Source organism: Endozoicomonas sp. SESOKO1 (assembly GCF_024606265.1).
Classification (GTDB): domain Bacteria; phylum Pseudomonadota; class Gammaproteobacteria; order Pseudomonadales; family Endozoicomonadaceae; genus Endozoicomonas.
This window is the reverse complement of the sequence record NZ_JAHHPP010000253.1, coordinates 1-16,205: the sequence shown is the minus strand read 5'-3', so window position 1 is coordinate 16,205 and position 16,205 is coordinate 1. Positions and strand designations below refer to the sequence as shown.

At 51.0% G+C, this 16,205-nt stretch carries 13 protein-coding genes; 7 read left to right on the top strand and 6 right to left on the bottom strand.

Annotation, left to right across the window (positions count from 1 at the left end; translation table 11 throughout):
* Positions 1-8: 8 nt before the first annotated feature.
* The 4 genes from rbfA to pnp all read left to right on the top strand — a co-directional run bounded on the left by rbfA (position 9) and on the right by pnp (position 4,296).
* Positions 9-407, top strand: coding sequence for a 30S ribosome-binding factor RbfA (rbfA, locus tag KDK13_RS11555; protein WP_257285125.1), 399 nt, complete (start codon positions 9-11; stop codon positions 405-407).
* 3 nt (positions 408-410) lie between these two features.
* Positions 411-1,487, top strand: coding sequence for a tRNA pseudouridine(55) synthase TruB (gene truB / locus KDK13_RS11550; RefSeq protein ID WP_257285124.1), 1,077 nt, complete (start codon positions 411-413; stop codon positions 1,485-1,487).
* A 154-nt stretch (positions 1,488-1,641) separates the two neighbouring features.
* Positions 1,642-1,911 carry a 30S ribosomal protein S15 gene (gene rpsO / locus KDK13_RS11545; RefSeq protein WP_257285123.1) on the top strand — a complete coding sequence of 90 codons (270 nt, stop codon included), beginning with the start codon at positions 1,642-1,644 and terminating at the stop codon, positions 1,909-1,911.
* 255 nt (positions 1,912-2,166) lie between these two features.
* Positions 2,167-4,296 (top strand): polyribonucleotide nucleotidyltransferase, encoded by a 2,130-nt coding sequence (gene pnp, locus KDK13_RS11540; RefSeq protein WP_257285122.1) that lies wholly within the window; start codon positions 2,167-2,169, stop codon positions 4,294-4,296.
* A gap of 90 nt (positions 4,297-4,386) precedes the next feature.
* Here the strand turns inward: pnp and rpoD are convergent, their stop codons facing one another.
* From rpoD to rpsU, 4 genes are all read right to left on the bottom strand, one after another.
* Entirely contained in the window at positions 4,387-6,219 is a 1,833-nt protein-coding gene (gene rpoD / locus KDK13_RS11535) for an RNA polymerase sigma factor RpoD (RefSeq protein WP_257285121.1), read from the bottom strand.
* Between the two features lie 276 nt (positions 6,220-6,495).
* Entirely contained in the window at positions 6,496-8,475 is a 1,980-nt protein-coding gene (dnaG, locus tag KDK13_RS11530) for a DNA primase (RefSeq protein ID WP_257285120.1), read from the bottom strand.
* Positions 8,476-8,711: 236 nt separating this feature from the next.
* Positions 8,712-9,167 (bottom strand): GatB/YqeY domain-containing protein, encoded by a 456-nt coding sequence (locus tag KDK13_RS11525; protein ID WP_257285119.1) that lies wholly within the window; start codon positions 9,165-9,167, stop codon positions 8,712-8,714.
* A gap of 104 nt (positions 9,168-9,271) precedes the next feature.
* Positions 9,272-9,487 (bottom strand): 30S ribosomal protein S21, encoded by a 216-nt coding sequence (gene rpsU / locus KDK13_RS11520; protein ID WP_020582360.1) that lies wholly within the window; start codon positions 9,485-9,487, stop codon positions 9,272-9,274.
* Between the two features lie 351 nt (positions 9,488-9,838).
* Between rpsU and tsaD the strand changes: the two genes are divergently transcribed.
* From tsaD to KDK13_RS11505, 3 genes are all read left to right on the top strand, one after another.
* Positions 9,839-10,897, top strand: a complete 1,059-nt coding sequence (tsaD, locus tag KDK13_RS11515; protein ID WP_257285118.1) for a tRNA (adenosine(37)-N6)-threonylcarbamoyltransferase complex transferase subunit TsaD — start codon at positions 9,839-9,841, stop codon at positions 10,895-10,897.
* 66 nt (positions 10,898-10,963) lie between these two features.
* Positions 10,964-11,332: a dihydroneopterin aldolase gene (gene folB, locus KDK13_RS11510; RefSeq protein WP_257285117.1), complete on the top strand. Its 369-nt coding sequence runs from the start codon at positions 10,964-10,966 to the stop codon at positions 11,330-11,332.
* 6 nt (positions 11,333-11,338) lie between these two features.
* The gene (locus KDK13_RS11505) at positions 11,339-11,725 is read left to right on the top strand and encodes a 2-amino-4-hydroxy-6-hydroxymethyldihydropteridine diphosphokinase (protein ID WP_257285116.1); all 387 of its coding nucleotides are present in this window, start codon (positions 11,339-11,341) and stop codon (positions 11,723-11,725) included.
* Between the two features lie 100 nt (positions 11,726-11,825).
* On the opposite strand, the gene KDK13_RS11500 is transcribed toward KDK13_RS11505, so the two are convergent.
* Positions 11,826-14,741: a hypothetical protein gene (locus tag KDK13_RS11500; protein ID WP_257285115.1), complete on the bottom strand. Its 2,916-nt coding sequence runs from the start codon at positions 14,739-14,741 to the stop codon at positions 11,826-11,828.
* Positions 14,742-14,954: 213 nt separating this feature from the next.
* Positions 14,955-16,094 carry a polynucleotide adenylyltransferase gene (locus KDK13_RS11495; protein WP_257285114.1) on the bottom strand — a complete coding sequence of 380 codons (1,140 nt, stop codon included), beginning with the start codon at positions 16,092-16,094 and terminating at the stop codon, positions 14,955-14,957.
* Between the last annotated feature and the right edge of the window lie 111 nt (positions 16,095-16,205).

The window sequence follows — 16,205 nt, the reverse complement described above, 5'->3', positions numbered from 1 at the left end:
AGTATTCAATGGCTAAAGAGTACAGTCGTACCCAGCGAGTAGCCGACCAGATTCAGAAAGAACTGGCTCAGCTGATTCAACTGGAAATGAAAGATCCCCGTCTTGGTATGGTCACGGTCAGTGTGGTCGAAGTGAGCCGGGATCTTGCCTTTGCAGATGTTTATGTCTCTTTTCTGGGCGTTGATGACCAGGAAAAAATTGATCAATCCCTGGAGATATTGAGTCAGGCGGCGGGGTTCCTGCGTTCTCAGTTGGCTAAGGCCATCAAGCTGAGATTTACCCCTCGGCTCCGCTTTTACTATGACAACAGTCTGCGGCGCGGGGCTTACCTGTCCTCACTGATCGATCAGGCGGTTGCCAGAGACGCGAAAGCGGATAAGGGCTCAGAAGAAGGTACTGAGGAGTAAGTCATGGGCAGAAGAGGTCGACGCGCTAATCGGGGCCGTCCGGTGGACGGCATTATTGTGGTTGATAAAATGTATGGCGCTTCTTCCAATGAGGTGCTCCAACGGGTGAAGCGGCTGTTTAATGCTGCCAAGGCTGGCCATACCGGCAGTCTTGATCCACTGGCGACGGGCGTTTTACCCATCTGCCTGGGAGAGGCGACCAAGTTTTCCCAGTATTTGCTCGATTCTGATAAATCCTACCGTACCACCATGAAAATGGGGGTGAGAACCACTACGGGTGATCGCGAGGGTGAGATCGTCGAAGAGCGCCCGGTGACAGTCACCCGCTCTGATGTGGAAGCTATTTTGCAACAATTCCGGGGGAATGTTGAGCAGGTGCCCAGCATGTACTCGGCGCTCAAGCATAACGGCAGGCCGCTGTACGAATATGCCCGTGAAGGTATTGAAATTGAGCGTCCGTCGCGCACCATTACCATTCACCGTCTGGAATTGCTGGATTTTGAGGGTGATGAGTGTGTTTTCGAAGTGGATTGTACCAAGGGAACCTATATCCGCACGTTGATTGAAGATATTGGTGAGGCCCTGGGTTGCCTTGGTCATGTTGCTGAGCTGAAGCGCCTTAAGGCAGGCCCTTACACTGAGCATCAGGCGTATTCTCTTGATGAGCTTGCGGCGATGCGGGATGAAGCCCGTGAGTCTGCCCTGGGTGTCGAAGAGCGTATTGAGTTTGCCGAGCTGTCCGCTCTGGCGGAAGTGCTGGGTCGTGACAAGCTGGAACAGGGGCAGTCAGAGCGCCTCAGGGAGTTATCCAGAATCCGCAATAAGGCTGGTGATCGTGTTATTGATGACCTGTTGTTGCCTCAGGATAGTGCTGTCAGTGACTGGCCGCAGGTAAAACTGGGTGCAACCAGCAGTTATTACATTTCCCAGGGGAATCCCGTCCAGGTTCCCCAGGCGCCGACCTCAGGTAATGTCCGTATCTATGGAGTTGCTGAAGGTGTTGAAGGTATGGTGTTCCTGGGCATCGGTGAAATTACTGATGATGGTCTGGTTGCGCCCAGGCGTCTGGTCAAAGGTTGATTCAGCAAAAATTCCGGGTGGCCAACTACTTATATAGTTTTTTTGGACGCGTTCACAACATAGTGATAGACTTCGTCGGTTGTTTGGATGGCTGGCTGTAAATATGCACGGTCATGCCGGTTTTCTGTATTGCATATTATCTGGAGATTGAACAATGGCTTTGACTGCTGAAAAGAAAGCTGAAATCCTGAAGAAATTCGCTCGTACTGAAGGCGACACTGGATCCCCTGAAGTTCAGGTGGCTCTGCTGACTGCTAACATCGAAGGCCTGCAGGGACACTTCAAGGTGAATCACAAGGATCATCACTCCCGTCGTGGTCTGATTCGCATGGTAAACCAGCGTCGTAACCTGCTGGACTACCTGAAGCGTAAGGATGTTGAACGTTACCGTAGCCTGATCCAGCTTCTGGGTCTGCGTCGCTAATCGTTTGATACGGTCATATGGGCGGTGATGTCCTGATATCACCTCCCACAGTCAAGGCACCGCGAGCTGCATTATCTGTGGCTGGCGGTGTTTTGTTATTTACGGGTTGGTAAGACAAGCATTGCCCATGCCTGCACTCTGTCTGCATGGGGTGCAATTCAGAGACTTTGGTGCAGAGGTCTCTGAATTGCATCCATCTCTATGACAGTGTGGATGCAGGTGGGGTGATATCGTTTGGCAATAAAGGAAGATAACGTGAGTATTGCTCCAAAAGCATTTACAAAAACTTTCCAGTTTGGTGAACACACCGTTACGCTGGAAACAGGACGGATTGCCCGTCAGGCCACCGGTGCCGTGCTGGCAACCATGGGTGAACTTCAGGTTCTGGCGACTGTGGTGGGTGCCAAGAGTGCCCGTGATGGTCAGGACTTTTTCCCGTTGTCTGTTCACTATCAGGAAAAGGTTTACGCTGCCGGTAAAATTCCTGGTGGCTTTCTGAAGCGTGAGGGTAAGGCCAGCGAAAAAGAGACGCTGACTTCCCGCCTGATCGACCGTCCTATTCGTCCGCTGTTCCCGAAAGGTTTCATGAACGAGGTTCAGGTTATCATCACTGTCATGTCTGTGGATAAGAAGAACGATCCTGACATTCTGGGTATGATTGCCACTTCTGCCGCCCTGGCTATTTCCGGTATTCCCTTTGCCGGTCCTGTGGGTGCTGCCCGTGTTGGCTTCACTGAAGACGATGGTTACATCCTGAACCCATCTTTTGAGCAAATGAAAAAGTCTGAGCTCGACATGGTGGTTGCCGGTACCAGTGACGCTGTCCTGATGGTTGAGTCTGAGGCACAGGAGCTGACTGAAGATGAAATGCTGGGTGCTGTTCTGTTTGCCCAGCAGGAGTATCAGTCAGTTATTGCTGCGGTTAAAGAATTTGCGGCAGAAGCGGGTAAGCCAACCTGGGACTGGCAGCCAGAACCAGAAAAGACAGCAGTTAAAGAGGCTGTTGCTGCTGGTTTTGAACAGAAAATTCGTGACGCTTATGGCATCACCATCAAGCAGGAGCGCAGCAACAAGCTGGCGGAACTGCGCGCTGAAGCTGAAGCTGAGCTGGTTGGCGAAGACGCAGGCAAGTTCAGTGCTGATGATGTTCAGACCTACTTCAGCAAGTTGGAGAAGTCCGTCGTCCGTGGCAACATCATTAATGGTCAGCCACGTATCGATGGTCGTGATACCAAAACCGTTCGCCCGATCACGGTAGAAGTTGGCGTTCTGAAAAAGACCCACGGTTCTGCCCTGTTCACCCGTGGTGAAACTCAGGCTATCGTTACCACCACGCTGGGTACTGCCCGTGACGCGCAGTTTGTCGATGCCCTGGAAGGTGAAAGCCGTGACCCGTTCATGCTGCATTACAACTTCCCTCCCTACTCTGTAGGCGAGGCGGGTCGTATGGGTCCTCCGGGACGCCGTGAAATCGGCCATGGTCGTCTTGCCCGTCGTGGTATCCAGGCGGTACTGCCAGGTGAAGAAGAGTTCCCTTATACCATTCGGGTGGTGTCTGAAATTACCGAATCCAATGGTTCCAGCTCCATGGCTTCTGTCTGTGGTTCTTCCCTGGCACTGATGGATGCCGGTGTGCCTCTGAAGGCACCGGTTGCCGGTATCGCCATGGGTCTGGTCAAGGAAGGCGAGCAGTTTGCTGTACTGACCGATATTCTGGGTGATGAAGATCACCTGGGTGATATGGACTTTAAAGTGGCCGGTACTGCTCATGGTGTTACTGCATTGCAGATGGATATCAAGATTGCCGGTATCACTGAAGAGATCATGGATATCGCTCTTGATCAGGCCCTGCATGCCCGTCTGCATATCCTGGCTGAGATGAATAAAGTCATCGCCCGTTCCCGCAGTGAGCTGTCACCAAACGCACCAATGACCATGACCCTGAAGATTGATCAGGATAAGATTCGTGATGTTATTGGTAAAGGTGGTGCCACTATCCGTTCTATCTGTGAAGATACCGGTGCATCGGTTGATATTGCTGACGACGGCACCGTTAAAATTTATGGTGAGACCCGTGAAGCCTGTCAGGCGGCTTATGATCGTGTCTACGGCGTCACTGCTGAAGCGGAAATCGGCAAGATTTACAACGGTACGGTAACCCGCATTGTGGAGTTTGGCGCTTTTGTTAACATTCTGCCTGGTCAGGATGGTCTGGTGCATATTTCCCAGATTGCTGATCACCGGGTTGAGAACGTTGCTGACTACGTCAAGATGGGGCAGAAGCTTGAAGTGGTTGTGATGGATCTGGACAACCGTGGTCGTATTAAGCTGAGCATGAAGGAAGTTGCCCGCATTAAAGAGCAGCAGGCGGCAACGGCTGAGTAATCACTGTTCCAGAGGCTGGCCCCAGTGCCAGCCTCTCTTTCAACAGGCCATAAAAAAAGCACCTTGCGGTGCTTTTTTTATGGTTGATGATTACTCATCAAGGAAGCTGCGGAGGTGATCCGAGCGGGTTGGGTGACGCAGTTTTCTCAGGGCCTTGGCCTCAATCTGGCGGATACGCTCACGGGTAACGTCGAACTGCTTGCCCACTTCTTCCAGCGTGTGGTCGGTGTTCATATCGATACCGAAGCGCATTCTCAGTACCTTGGCTTCACGAGCGGTGAGGCCAGCCAGAACCATGCGGGTAGATTCCTTCAGGCCTTCGCCCGTTGCCCGGTCGATAGGCGACTGCATGGTGGCATCTTCAATAAAGTCACCCAGGTGCGAATCTTCATCATCACCAATGGGCGTCTCCATGGAGATAGGCTCTTTGGAGATCTTCAGTACCTTACGAATCTTGTCTTCTGGCATATCCATGCGCACAGCCAGTTCGTCCGGTGTGGGTTCCCGGCCCATCTCCTGCAACATCTGTCGTGAGATCCGGTTCAGCTTGTTGATGGTTTCAATCATGTGAACCGGAATACGGATGGTGCGGGCCTGGTCCGCGATCGATCGGGTAATCGCCTGTCGAATCCACCAGGTAGCGTAGGTCGAGAACTTGTAGCCACGGCGATATTCAAACTTGTCCACCGCCTTCATCAGACCGATGTTGCCTTCCTGAATCAGGTCGAGAAATTGCAGGCCACGGTTGGTATATTTCTTGGCAATAGAAATAACCAGACGAAGGTTGGCTTCAACCATCTCTTTTTTGGCGCGGCGGGCACGAGCTTCGCCAAGAGACATTTTACGGTTGATGTCTTTTATCTGGGCCAGGGAAAGGTCGAATTCTTTCTCAATATTGGCCAGCTTTTTCTGGGCACGAATAATCTCTTCGCGATAGTTCTGCAAAGCCTCTGCGTAACCACCGCTGCCAGCGGCCAGCTCATCGATCCAGCCAAGGTTGGTTTCGTTGCCCGGAAATGCCTTAAGGAAGATCTTGCGGGGCATTTTCGATTTGCGAACACACAGTTGCATTACAGCGCGTTCATTATCACGGATGCGCTCTACGGCATTGCGGATTCTGAACACCAGCATGTCAAAGATGCGTGGTACCAGCTTCAGAGGCATGAAAGCTTCGGCCAGTTCGTCGAGGGCCGCCTGGCTGTTATCACGACCATTATTGGCAATGGCTGTGGTGGCTTTTTCCAGGGCCTCTCTCAGAAGGTTGAAGCGTTCTTTGGCTTCTTCCGGATCAAGTCCGCTATCGCCCTCTTCTTCGCTGTCTTCATCACCATCGTCGTCATCGTTATCGTCATCAAGTGATTCGTTGATTTCTACATCGTCATCATCGGTATTGGCGATCTCAGTATCATCGTCGGGATCTATATAGCCACTGATGACGTCGGTGAGGCGTCCTTCTTCTTCAGTCAGGCGATCGTACTCGTCGAGGACAATCCGGGCAGAACCGGGGAATTGGGCCAGTGCCGACATGACTTCACGCCAGCCTTCCTCGATGCGCTTGGCAATCTGGATTTCGCCTTCACGGGTTAACAGCTCTACTGTCCCCATTTCCCGCATGTACATGCGGACCGGGTCAGTGGTTCTGCCTGCTTCCTGTTCGACGGCGGCAAGGGCTGCGGCGGCTTCTTCGGCGGCAGCCTCATCGGTGTCGGCTTCAGCCATGAGTAGGGTGTCGGCATCGGGAGCGGTCTCGTAGACGCTGATACCCATGTCATTGATCATGCGGATAATATCTTCCACCTGATCAGGATCGGAAATATCTTCCGGAAGATGGTCATTAACCTCCGCGTAAGTCAGGTACCCCTGTTCCTTACCACGGGCGATAAGCTCTTTTAATCTGGATTGTTGTTGCGAATTTGCTGACATATCAACCCTTTAACAGCGGATATTGACGAACCGGACAAAAAAACGTAAGCAGGCAATTATAGCTCATAAACTGGGTATAGTACCACAGGGCAGCGGCCCGACTTGGTTGGACGAGGTACCGGAATGCATTCCATGACGCGGGTTACCTTTCCTTGGTGTTTTCAGACCGGGTTTGAATTAGAAATGTGGCCAATAATGCAGTTCCACGGGACACAGTGACACTCAAGTATACCTAATATTTTTTGTTGTGCAGTCATTTTTTATGACTTTTGGGTTTTACTCCTCAGGGAATTGGGCGTCACTTTTCTTATAGTTGAGGCTTTGTCGCTTGCTTTCAAGTAGTTTCAGGTATTTTTTTCGTGTTTCTTCGTCAAGCTGGCTTGGTCGCTTGTTTTGCAGGCTGGCCACCAGAAAGCTGTTGTGCTCATTGTGACTTTGAGCTTCGTTGTGCTTCTTGCGAATTTTGGCCAGGGTTTCCAGAAACTCATCCCGATGAGCTGCAGTGCCGTGATCCAGGGCTGCCAGGGCTTGCAGACGTTTACCTTTTTCGGTTCCATACCATTGGGCAATGAGCGTGCTGGCTTTCAGTGACGGTTCTTTTTTGAGTATGGCTAACAGGTCAATCAGTAATTTACTGTCACTGTCGTTTTCCAGTTTCAGGTGGTCAAATGGCTCGGAAACTTCCCGGGCAAACTCCGGATTACATAATAATTGTCGTATGGCGTAACCGCAGGTCACCAGTCTGGCTGAGTTGGTCAGATGGCGGGTTGAAGGCCTGCGTGAAATCTCAGGTGTGTTATAGCTCGGGTGTTCTTCTGGTGCGTACTGTCTTTCTTCGTAGTCTGCATCGTAGAAAGGCGCTGGCTGATAATGAACATGATGAACCTGTGCTTCCTGGCTGATGTTGCGTGCTTCCGGCTCTGGTCGGCTTGTGGATAACTCTTTGGTGCGGGCACTCTCCTGAAAGTGAGCTTCCAGGTAGTGTGTATCCAGTCCTGTCCGGTCTGAGAGCTTTTTCACCAGCAACTGACGAAACAAGCCTTCCGGCAGTTTATCAAGATAAGGTTGAGCCAGTTTGGCCAAACGGGCACGACCATCCATGGTGGTCAGATCCAGCTCTGACTCCAGTTCCCGGAACAGTAAGTTATCCAGGCTGATGGCCTGGCTTTTGATTCGCTCAATAAAGCTTTCGGAGCCTTCCTTGCGAACCATGCTATCCGGATCTTCGCCCTGTGGCAGAAACAGGAAACGGGCCTGACGACCATCCTGCATGTTGGACAGTGTGGATTCCAGTGCACGCCATGCAGCCCGTCGGCCGGCATCATCGCCATCGAAGCAGAAAATGACTTCGGGCACGACTTTGAACAATCGCTGCATATGGTCAGGGGTGGTGGCTGTGCCAAGGGTTGCCACCGCGTTGGTGATTCCCTGTTGGGCAAGCGCCACCACATCCATGTAACCTTCAACCACCAGGATGCGGCTCAGTTTGCGGTTGGCCTGCCGGGCTTCAAATAGTCCGTAAAGCTCTTTGCCTTTGTGGAAAACAGGGGATTCGGGCGAGTTAAGGTACTTTGGTTTTTCATCACCCAGAACGCGTCCGCCAAACGCAATATAGCGGCCCCGGCTATCCCGGATAGGGAAAATGATGCGCTCCCGGAATCGATCATAGATCGTATTGCGGTCTTCATTTTTGACCAGCATGCCAGTGGTGATCAGCTGTTGCTCTTTTTCTGGTGAGGTGGCCAGCTCTTTTTTCAGGTTGTCCCAGCCCGGCGGTGCAAAGCCGATGGCAAAGTGCTGGCAGGTCTGCGGATCAAGCCCCCGGTTTTTCAGGTAGTGGGATGCCCTTGGGGATTGCTCATGCTGTTTCAACTGGCGGCTATAGAAGTCCACTGCGCGATCCAGCAGATTATAGAGTTCGCTGTGGTCCGGGCCCCGTTGCCTGTGCGGGTTTTCTTCCCTGGGGACTTCCAGGCCCAGCTGTCCTGCCAGGGTGTCAACTGCCTCAGGAAAGTCCAGGTGGTCGTGATCCATAACAAAGCCAACAGCGTTGCCACTGGCCCCGCAACCAAAGCAGTAGTAGAACTGCTTGTCAGGACTCACGGTAAAGGACGGAGTCTTCTCTTTGTGGAAAGGGCAGCAGGCAGAGTAGTTGCGACCGGTTTTTTTCAGCTTGACCCGGTGATCGATAACATCGACGATATCGATGCGAGTAAGGAGGTCATCAATAAAATACTGGGGAATCCGTCCGGCCATGGTGGAGTGTTCGTGAACAAGGAATGAATGTGATCTGGAAACTCATTCTATCATCTGCGTGGGTGAATGTCGGTATTTATAAGATATGGATCAGACTTTTGTCTAGGGATACCTTTGTTTAATGGTAGACACGCTTCATATGCATTAGTGTGGATCCAAAAGGAAAGGAGTCGACAGGGAGGTTGCTATGTTTATAGAGAAATTATGCGGGATTCGGCGTTGCTGATTCCCCCCGGTTAATGCTCGCTCAGGCGTGATTTAACAATTTTGCTGATGGATGACATGTCTGCCCGGCCCTGCGCCTGTGGTTTGACCATGCCCATCACCTTGCCCATATCGGCCATGCTGGATGCGCCTGTGCTATTAATGGCGAGGTCGACCAGTTCGGTGATTTCAGTGTCCGATAGCGGAGTAGGGAGAAAGTCAGCAAGGACTTCAAGCTCAAGCTTTTCCTGGTCAGCAAGATCCGTGCGCCCGGCAGACTCGAACTGTTCAATGGCATCGCGACGCTGCTTTACCATTTTGTCCAGAGCTGCCAGGGCACGTTGATCGTCTAATGATTTTTCATCGACTTCAATGCGCTTCAGTTCGGCCAGGGCCAAACGGATAGTACCCAGTCGTGGCTTGTCGCGATTGCGCATGGCATCCTTCATGGCTTCTGTCAGTTGATCCCTGACAATGCAATCACTCATGACACGTTCCTTTTTACCTGAAATTAAGGTTGGTGGGTTCAAGGCTCAATAATAGTCAACGCGTAAATCATACGATTGAAGCAACCGACGTTAAGGCCGGTTGATCAATACAGACGCTCACGACGACGCTGCTCGCGCTGCAGTTTTTTAAGATGGCGCTTGACAGCAGCAGCGGCCTTGCGCTTGCGAACAGTGGTTGGCTTCTCGTAGTGTTCACGACGACGGACTTCAGCCAGGATACCAGCTTTTTCACAAGAGCGCTTGAAACGGCGCAGGGCTACGTCAAACGGTTCATTCTCTTTAACTTTAACAGCAGGCATGCAGAGATCACCTTCCTTTTAATAACAAATGTTGACCATGAATCCGCCCCGGTCAGTGCGACTGAGAGCTAAAAAATTCACGGCTGGATTACAGCCAATGCTGCGCGAATGCGATAAACCGCCCTGTGATTACTAATTTCATGCTTGGAAAAGACAGGTCTTTACCCGAAGCGAGACGTTAATACTCACACTAGCAAGACAGATTAATCACAGTTTTTCAAGGGCGCGAATTCTAAAGCTTTATCAACAAAAATGCAAAAAACACCCATTTAACGTATGATTCTTTCCCTTTATGAAATATCCGGATTCGGGATTTTTGCCACCTATTTTTTCGTTTCACAGGTTTGTTAAATGATTGTTCTCGGGATAGAAACTTCCTGCGATGAAACCGGCATTGCGCTCTATGAAAGCAGAAAAGATGACAGCGGGAAAGGCCTGCTGAGCGATGCCCTGTTCAGTCAGATTGATATGCACATCGATTACGGTGGTGTCGTACCTGAACTGGCTTCCAGGGACCATATCCAGAGAGTATTGCCCCTGATTAACGAAGTGCTTGAGCAGGCAGGTATCTGTAAAGACCAGATCGATGCCGTAGCTTACACCCGCGGCCCCGGGCTGGTGGGAGCCTTGATGGTGGGAGCCTGTATTGGCAAGGCACTGGCCTGGGCCTGGGGCATTCCATCGGTGGGGGTGCATCATATGGAAGGCCATCTGCTGGCGCCCATGCTGGAAGAAACACCCGTAGCGTTTCCGTTTGTGGCGCTGCTGGTATCCGGTGGTCACACCCAGCTGGTGCAGGTGGATGGCATTGGCCGTTACACCCTGCTGGGGGAGTCGGTAGATGATGCTGCAGGAGAAGCGTTTGACAAAGTGGCCGCCATGCTGGGGCTGGATTATCCCGGCGGCCCTGCCATCGCCCGGCTGGCAGAACAGGGGCAGGCGGGGCGTTTCCGCTTCCCCCGGCCCATGACGGATCGCCCGGGGCTGGATTTCAGCTTCAGTGGCTTGAAAACCTATACCCTCAATACCGTCACCAAATGCCGTGAAGCAGCGATAGACAAAGAGCCTACGGACCAGGATCGTGCGGATATCGCCCGTGCGTTTGAAGAGGCGGTGGTGGCAACGCTGACCATCAAATGTCGCCGGGCCTTGCAGCAGACCGGTATGAAACAGCTGATTATTGCCGGTGGTGTCAGTGCCAATCAGTCATTACGGGCTGCCCTGGAATCCATGGTGGAAAAAGAAGGTGCGGTGCTGCGTTATGCCCGTCCGCAGTTCTGCACGGATAATGGCGCCATGATCGCCTATGCTGGCTGTCAGCGGCTGCTGGCAGGCCAGAGCGATGGACCTGAAGTGGTGCCGGTGCCTCGCTGGCCCATGGAAGAGCTGGAGCCGCTGGGAGGCTTTTGAACCCAAAATGCCCATGGCGCGTGAAAATATTTTGCGCCACTGTCTTCATGAAAAAAGAGTGCCCCTATGGATAAAGTACGAATAGAAGCCATTGAAACGCAAGCGGTCATCGGTGTTTATGCGTTCGAACACGAAGCGCCACAGCCATTGGTGCTGGATCTGGAACTGACGACTGATTTTACCCGTGCGTTTACCAGTGACGACCTGCAGGATGCACTGGATTACGATGCCATTACCCAGTGTGTCAGGGCCTTTTGTGAAGCCTCGCGGTATCAGCTGATTGAGGCGCTGGCTGGCGGTATTATCGCTCAGGTGATGGAGCATTACCCGGTGGATAAAGTGGCCGTGACCATTCGCAAGCCAAAGGCTTTGACCAATGCGCTTGCCACTGTCTGGTGTGAGCGAACCCGGGCACAGATGATGGGGCAGGAATAGTTAACCGTGACTGTCTATGTGCTTGGTATTGGTTCCAATATAAACGCTGAGTATCAGTGTCATCAGATGATAACAGCACTGGAGCAGCGATTTGGTAAGGTCAGCGTCAGTGAGCTGGTGACCACGAAAGCGGTTGGTCCTGAGGCTCCGGATTATACCAACGGGGTGGTTTGCCTTGAGTCAGACATGGGGGCTGAAGCATTGCAGCGATGGTGCAAGAGGCTTGAAGAGCAACTGGGAAGGGATCGTCAACAACGCCTGTGCGCTGCGGATATCGATCTTCTGCTGGCGGTTGACTGTGCTGATGCTCTGGTAGCGGAAAAGCTGATCAGCCAGGTTAAAGAACCCTGGTTTCGGCCGTTGGTGAAAGAGCTGTTAAACAGGGATAAATGAAGGGAACGGAAAGTATAATTTCAAAAAAAAGGCCGTCTTGAAAAGACGGCCAGAGCATTCAGGGGTTAGCCTGAAAAAAAACATGGCAAATAGCCTGTACTTATGTGCGAGGTTGTTGAGTTCTCCTCATCGCTAATTCAACCATACGATTTAATTGATTGAGAACTGCCATGAGCGACTCATATGCAGCAGCAGCCTCCGGTGAATTGATTAGCTCAATCAATTGCTCCCCGCCAGTGACTTCAGAAACATCGTCAGCATGGAATGTACGACCATTTTCGCTAGATTGGCTATCATGCACCGCTTTCCTGGCACTATACTCCTCCACGAATTGATTGGTGGACATGGATTTACGGTCCTCAGCTGTTGAGTTCGTGAATATCTCCTCAATCACGCTATTGTGAACGGAGTCATCGGTGGACTCTGAACTATCGTCCTGTCTGGCAGTCCTTATGCTTTCGATTCGTTCCTGAAAACGCTCACTATCCTCCATGTATTGACGGATCTGCCTCCCACGCTCTTCGTGCTGAAACACCTGCCTGACCATGGTTTCGAAGCAATCGTCAGTCTCTGAGCCGACCTCAGTCAATTTGCCCGGAAGGCCACTGACTGACGCTGAACGAGGCCTTTGCTGGCTGTTTTCTGCCGCCAGCCTCTTTTTATAAGCAAACACATTGTCATCGGTCAGGGCGCTGCGTTTTTCTCCACACGCTGCTAGCCGGACTTTCATACTGGCAATAGCTTCCCGTGTTTCCTGTTCTAATTTCTCAAGCGCTGTGTTTGGCACAGGTACTTTTACCTCAGGTACTTTTACCTCAGGTACTTTGACAGGAACTTCAGATTCACTGACCAGTGCCCTGTTTTTGACAATGGTTGTGAACTTGTCATAGCCCTCATGCCTGCCATCGACGTCACTGTGCTTAACCACCCAGTGATTGACAAGCTGGCCAGGCGCTTCCTTCCACCTGATGTTACCGTCGCTGTCTTTCAGGACTTTGCCATTTTTATCCCTTTGGGCAACATAGCCTTGATATGGGCGCTCAGCCGGGTTCATCTTGCTCCACTTCATGCCCTGCTGATCCTGGTAATCAAGAGCAGGCGTTTTTCCGTTGTAAGTCGGGGTAAGCTTTTTGTCAGGCGCGGGGATGATCACATCGTTCACCAGGGCGTACCTGGCCCGGTCGATACCGACTTTTGTGCCATTGGCATCTTTGATAAAGATATCCAGGACATTGCCTTTCCCATCTTTGTAAACCCACTCCTTCAAGCGGCCAATTTCCAGCCTGTCCCGTGTACCTGATACTCTTTTTTCGTAATCAAGAGCTTTAGGGTCATGGACATACGCACCGTTTTGCCAGTCATCAATGTCATTTTTACGGTGTTCCTGGACGTCAGGGCACATCCGGTTCAGGTATTCGAGTTCTTGCTGGATCGTCGCCTTCTCGCACTCCTTGGCATAGATTGCCAGGTGGCGCTTGTTGAAATTGATATCTGCCTGCAGGCTGCTGATTTGATGATTGCATGTTTGTACCGTTGACTGGTTTCCGCTGTCTTCTGCCTGCTTCAGCGTCGTTTGCAGTTCTCCAAGCGTGGCTTCTAACTTGTTAACCCGTCCTTGTACTTCCGCTTTAAAGGCTTCAGGATCAGGCATATTCAGGATGTAGTGCGTGACATTCTGGATGCCCGGGTAGGCTGTGGAAAAATCAGCCTTCAACGTTTCCACCTCTTTGGTCAGGGTGTCTGCTGCTGCCTGAAGATTGGTGCGATATTGTTCCCTGACCAGCTTGAATGCGGCGACCACGTTCTCATCAGTACATTTAAACACAGGACGCTTCGGAGGTTCGCCAGGGTGTACAGGCGCTTGCTGGTCACACGCTTTACCCTTCTTCGCCGCTTTTTCCAGGGCTTGCTGGTATTTTGCATCGTCCTTTATGAAGGTTGCCAATTTCTGTTCATAGGCTTCCATCGCTTTGTTGTAATCATTCAGGGCGGTTGCCAACGCCGGGTCATTACCCAGTCTCTTCGCGACTGCGGCATCGTCAGCGTCAAGGCGCTTCTCTACCTCTTTGCCATCCGGGGTCTTTTCTTTGATAGTAACGGTTGCTCGTTTGGTTTCATCCGCAGGTACTAAAGTCTGGGTTGGGGTGACGTAGTATTGCTCACCAGTTTCCGGATTCACGCGGAGTGCCTTTTCTTTGTGCAGCGCCAGCTTGCCATCCTGCAGTTGCTTATTGAACAAATGGTTAGCGTCAGCTCGCGCTTTTTGACGGTTTACTTCTTCTTCCACTTCCTGTTCAGTGACACCGAATTGCCTGGCGAGCCTAATGCAAGACAGGTCTGCGTTTAACTTGACGTGCTGTTTAGTGGCCTCATTCATGCAGGCTATTTCAAATGCCTGACGTTTTTCCTGCTTGCGATCATGCTCAGCCTTTTCTGCAGCGGCTTTCTGCGCGAGCTTCATGGCGTCATACTTGGCTGGCTGGAATACGTAGAGGAACCCTTTGTAAGCAGGGGTAATCACGTAATCCTGCAGCGGTTTGGTAACAAACTTGACGACATTAACGAGGAGCTTTAACGGAGCAACAAGGTATGAGCCCACGACTTTCAGTTTGTCAATGACACGTTCACCCAGGCTGCGCTTGTGAATGACAGTAATGGGTTGTGCATTTGTTTCAGCTGTTTTTGTCTCAGAAGCTTTTGTCTCAGAAGCTTTCTCTGATTTTTCAGCCGGTGCCTCCTGGGCAGGCGTTGCCTGGATACCTTTTTCCGCAACCCCTGCAGGTTTGGCACCTATGGCAGCGATACCCTGTTTAACTCTCTCAGACAGGTGTAGACGTCGTGCTTGCTGCTGCGGCACCTGGGTTGACTGGTTAACTTGAGTTGCCGGGGATGATGATGCCACAGGTTGGGCATTAACAACCGCAGGCGATTTGACGCCAGGTGGAGGCGGTGGGACTGGTGGAGTGTTGGTGGTAGTTACCTGGGGTGGTAATACTGGACCGGTGGTATTTGCCATGGTTTATGTCCTTATTCAATTTGTATGATTAATTACATCAATGGAGCATTGACTGAACGTTTGGACACTTTATTTGGAGTTTTGTTCCAGTTTGATATCAATTAATGAAATACCAATAATCAGAATATACTTTGGGATGCATTAAGAGCTTGAAATTAATATCAATAACTCTTAATGCCTTGGCATAAATTACTCTGGCTTTAATTGCAGATTTTATTCGTTAAAATGCATCGTTGATTGAATCTGCTGAAGCCTTCTCTGTCTTAATGCTTCACCAAGGGCTTTTCCTGTGATGTTTTCAGTCATCAAATCCCTGGCTTTGATGGATAAACAACTGTCCAATAGTTCAATGACCTGATTCTTTTTCAATTTCACCGTTGCAAAGCTATAGGAAAGAATCGTAATGAGGTTAATAAAGCGTTCTGGTCGACGCAGGGCATCGCTGGCTTCAAACAGGGACATCAGGGACTCTGCATCATCGCTGTGAATAACCGAAGTAACGCTTTGGGCGTGCTCGGTGACCAGAAGCGCCATATCGGCATATTCTGAGGGTAATCGCATTCTTGATGTAGCGTCTTGAAGCGTCTGGATGCTGTTGTTTTTTTCGGCTTCGGGCTGAGGCAGGAGCGGTGAGAACAGGCAACCAAACCGGATCAGTGCTGTTTTTTCTGCCTGGGCGGCCAGGTTAAGGTGTAATAAGGTCTGGTTATGCATCAAGGTTCTGAACTCGGGCAGTACGGCTTGAAAAGCACCGCAGTTTTCCAGTGTTTGAAAGTAGACCGAGGGGGTCGGTTCCATCAAGGCGTTTGAGGTCTCCTGCCACACTCTTTCGGGTACCAGATGGGATGCCTCACCGTTATTGACCATGTTGCGCATTAATTCCAGCGTTTCTTCAGCAACCTTGAAACCCAGAGGAGCAAGTCTCGCGGCGAACCGGGCAACCCTGAGGATTCTCAAAGGATCTTCCTGAAAAGCAGGCGATACGTGACGGAGCAGGCGGTTTTTCAGGTCTTCCTGACCCCCATAGGGGTCAATGATGCTCCCGTGCTGGTCTTCTGCCATGGCATTGATGGTTAAATCCCGTCTCAGTAAGTCTTCCTCAAGGGATATATCAATGGATGTGTAAAAACTGAAACCAGCATAACCATGACCGGTTTTGCGTTCCGTCCGGGCCAGGGCATATTCCTCTCTGGTTTCAGGGTGAAGGAAAACCGGGAAGTCCCGGCCAACCGGCTGAAAACCGAGATCCTTCATCTGCCCGGGTGTTGCACCAACGACAACCCAGTCATTGTCCTTGACAGGCAACCCCAGTAATTGATCTCTGACTGCACCACCCACCCGATAAACTTGCATAAACGAGGACTATTCCAGATATAAAGATAAGATTTGTTTATAGCAAAATGATGTGTTTTTTTCCCTGTTTAAAAAAATATTTTAATATTTTATTTTCTTGGGGAAATTTAT

Coding starts and splice junctions, on each gene's coding strand:
- rbfA (WP_257285125.1), top strand. CDS start 9: ATGGCTAAAGAGTACAGTCGTACCCAGCGAGTAGCCGACCAGATTCAG.
- truB (WP_257285124.1), top strand. CDS start 411: ATGGGCAGAAGAGGTCGACGCGCTAATCGGGGCCGTCCGGTGGACGGC.
- rpsO (WP_257285123.1), top strand. CDS start 1,642: ATGGCTTTGACTGCTGAAAAGAAAGCTGAAATCCTGAAGAAATTCGCT.
- rpoD (WP_257285121.1), bottom strand. CDS start 6,219: ATGTCAGCAAATTCGCAACAACAATCCAGATTAAAAGAGCTTATCGCC.
- dnaG (WP_257285120.1), bottom strand. CDS start 8,475: ATGGCCGGACGGATTCCCCAGTATTTTATTGATGACCTCCTTACTCGC.
- KDK13_RS11525 (WP_257285119.1), bottom strand. CDS start 9,167: ATGAGTGATTGCATTGTCAGGGATCAACTGACAGAAGCCATGAAGGAT.
- rpsU (WP_020582360.1), bottom strand. CDS start 9,487: ATGCCTGCTGTTAAAGTTAAAGAGAATGAACCGTTTGACGTAGCCCTG.
- tsaD (WP_257285118.1), top strand. CDS start 9,839: ATGATTGTTCTCGGGATAGAAACTTCCTGCGATGAAACCGGCATTGCG.
- folB (WP_257285117.1), top strand. CDS start 10,964: ATGGATAAAGTACGAATAGAAGCCATTGAAACGCAAGCGGTCATCGGT.
- KDK13_RS11500 (WP_257285115.1), bottom strand. CDS start 14,741: ATGGCAAATACCACCGGTCCAGTATTACCACCCCAGGTAACTACCACC.
- KDK13_RS11495 (WP_257285114.1), bottom strand. CDS start 16,094: ATGCAAGTTTATCGGGTGGGTGGTGCAGTCAGAGATCAATTACTGGGG.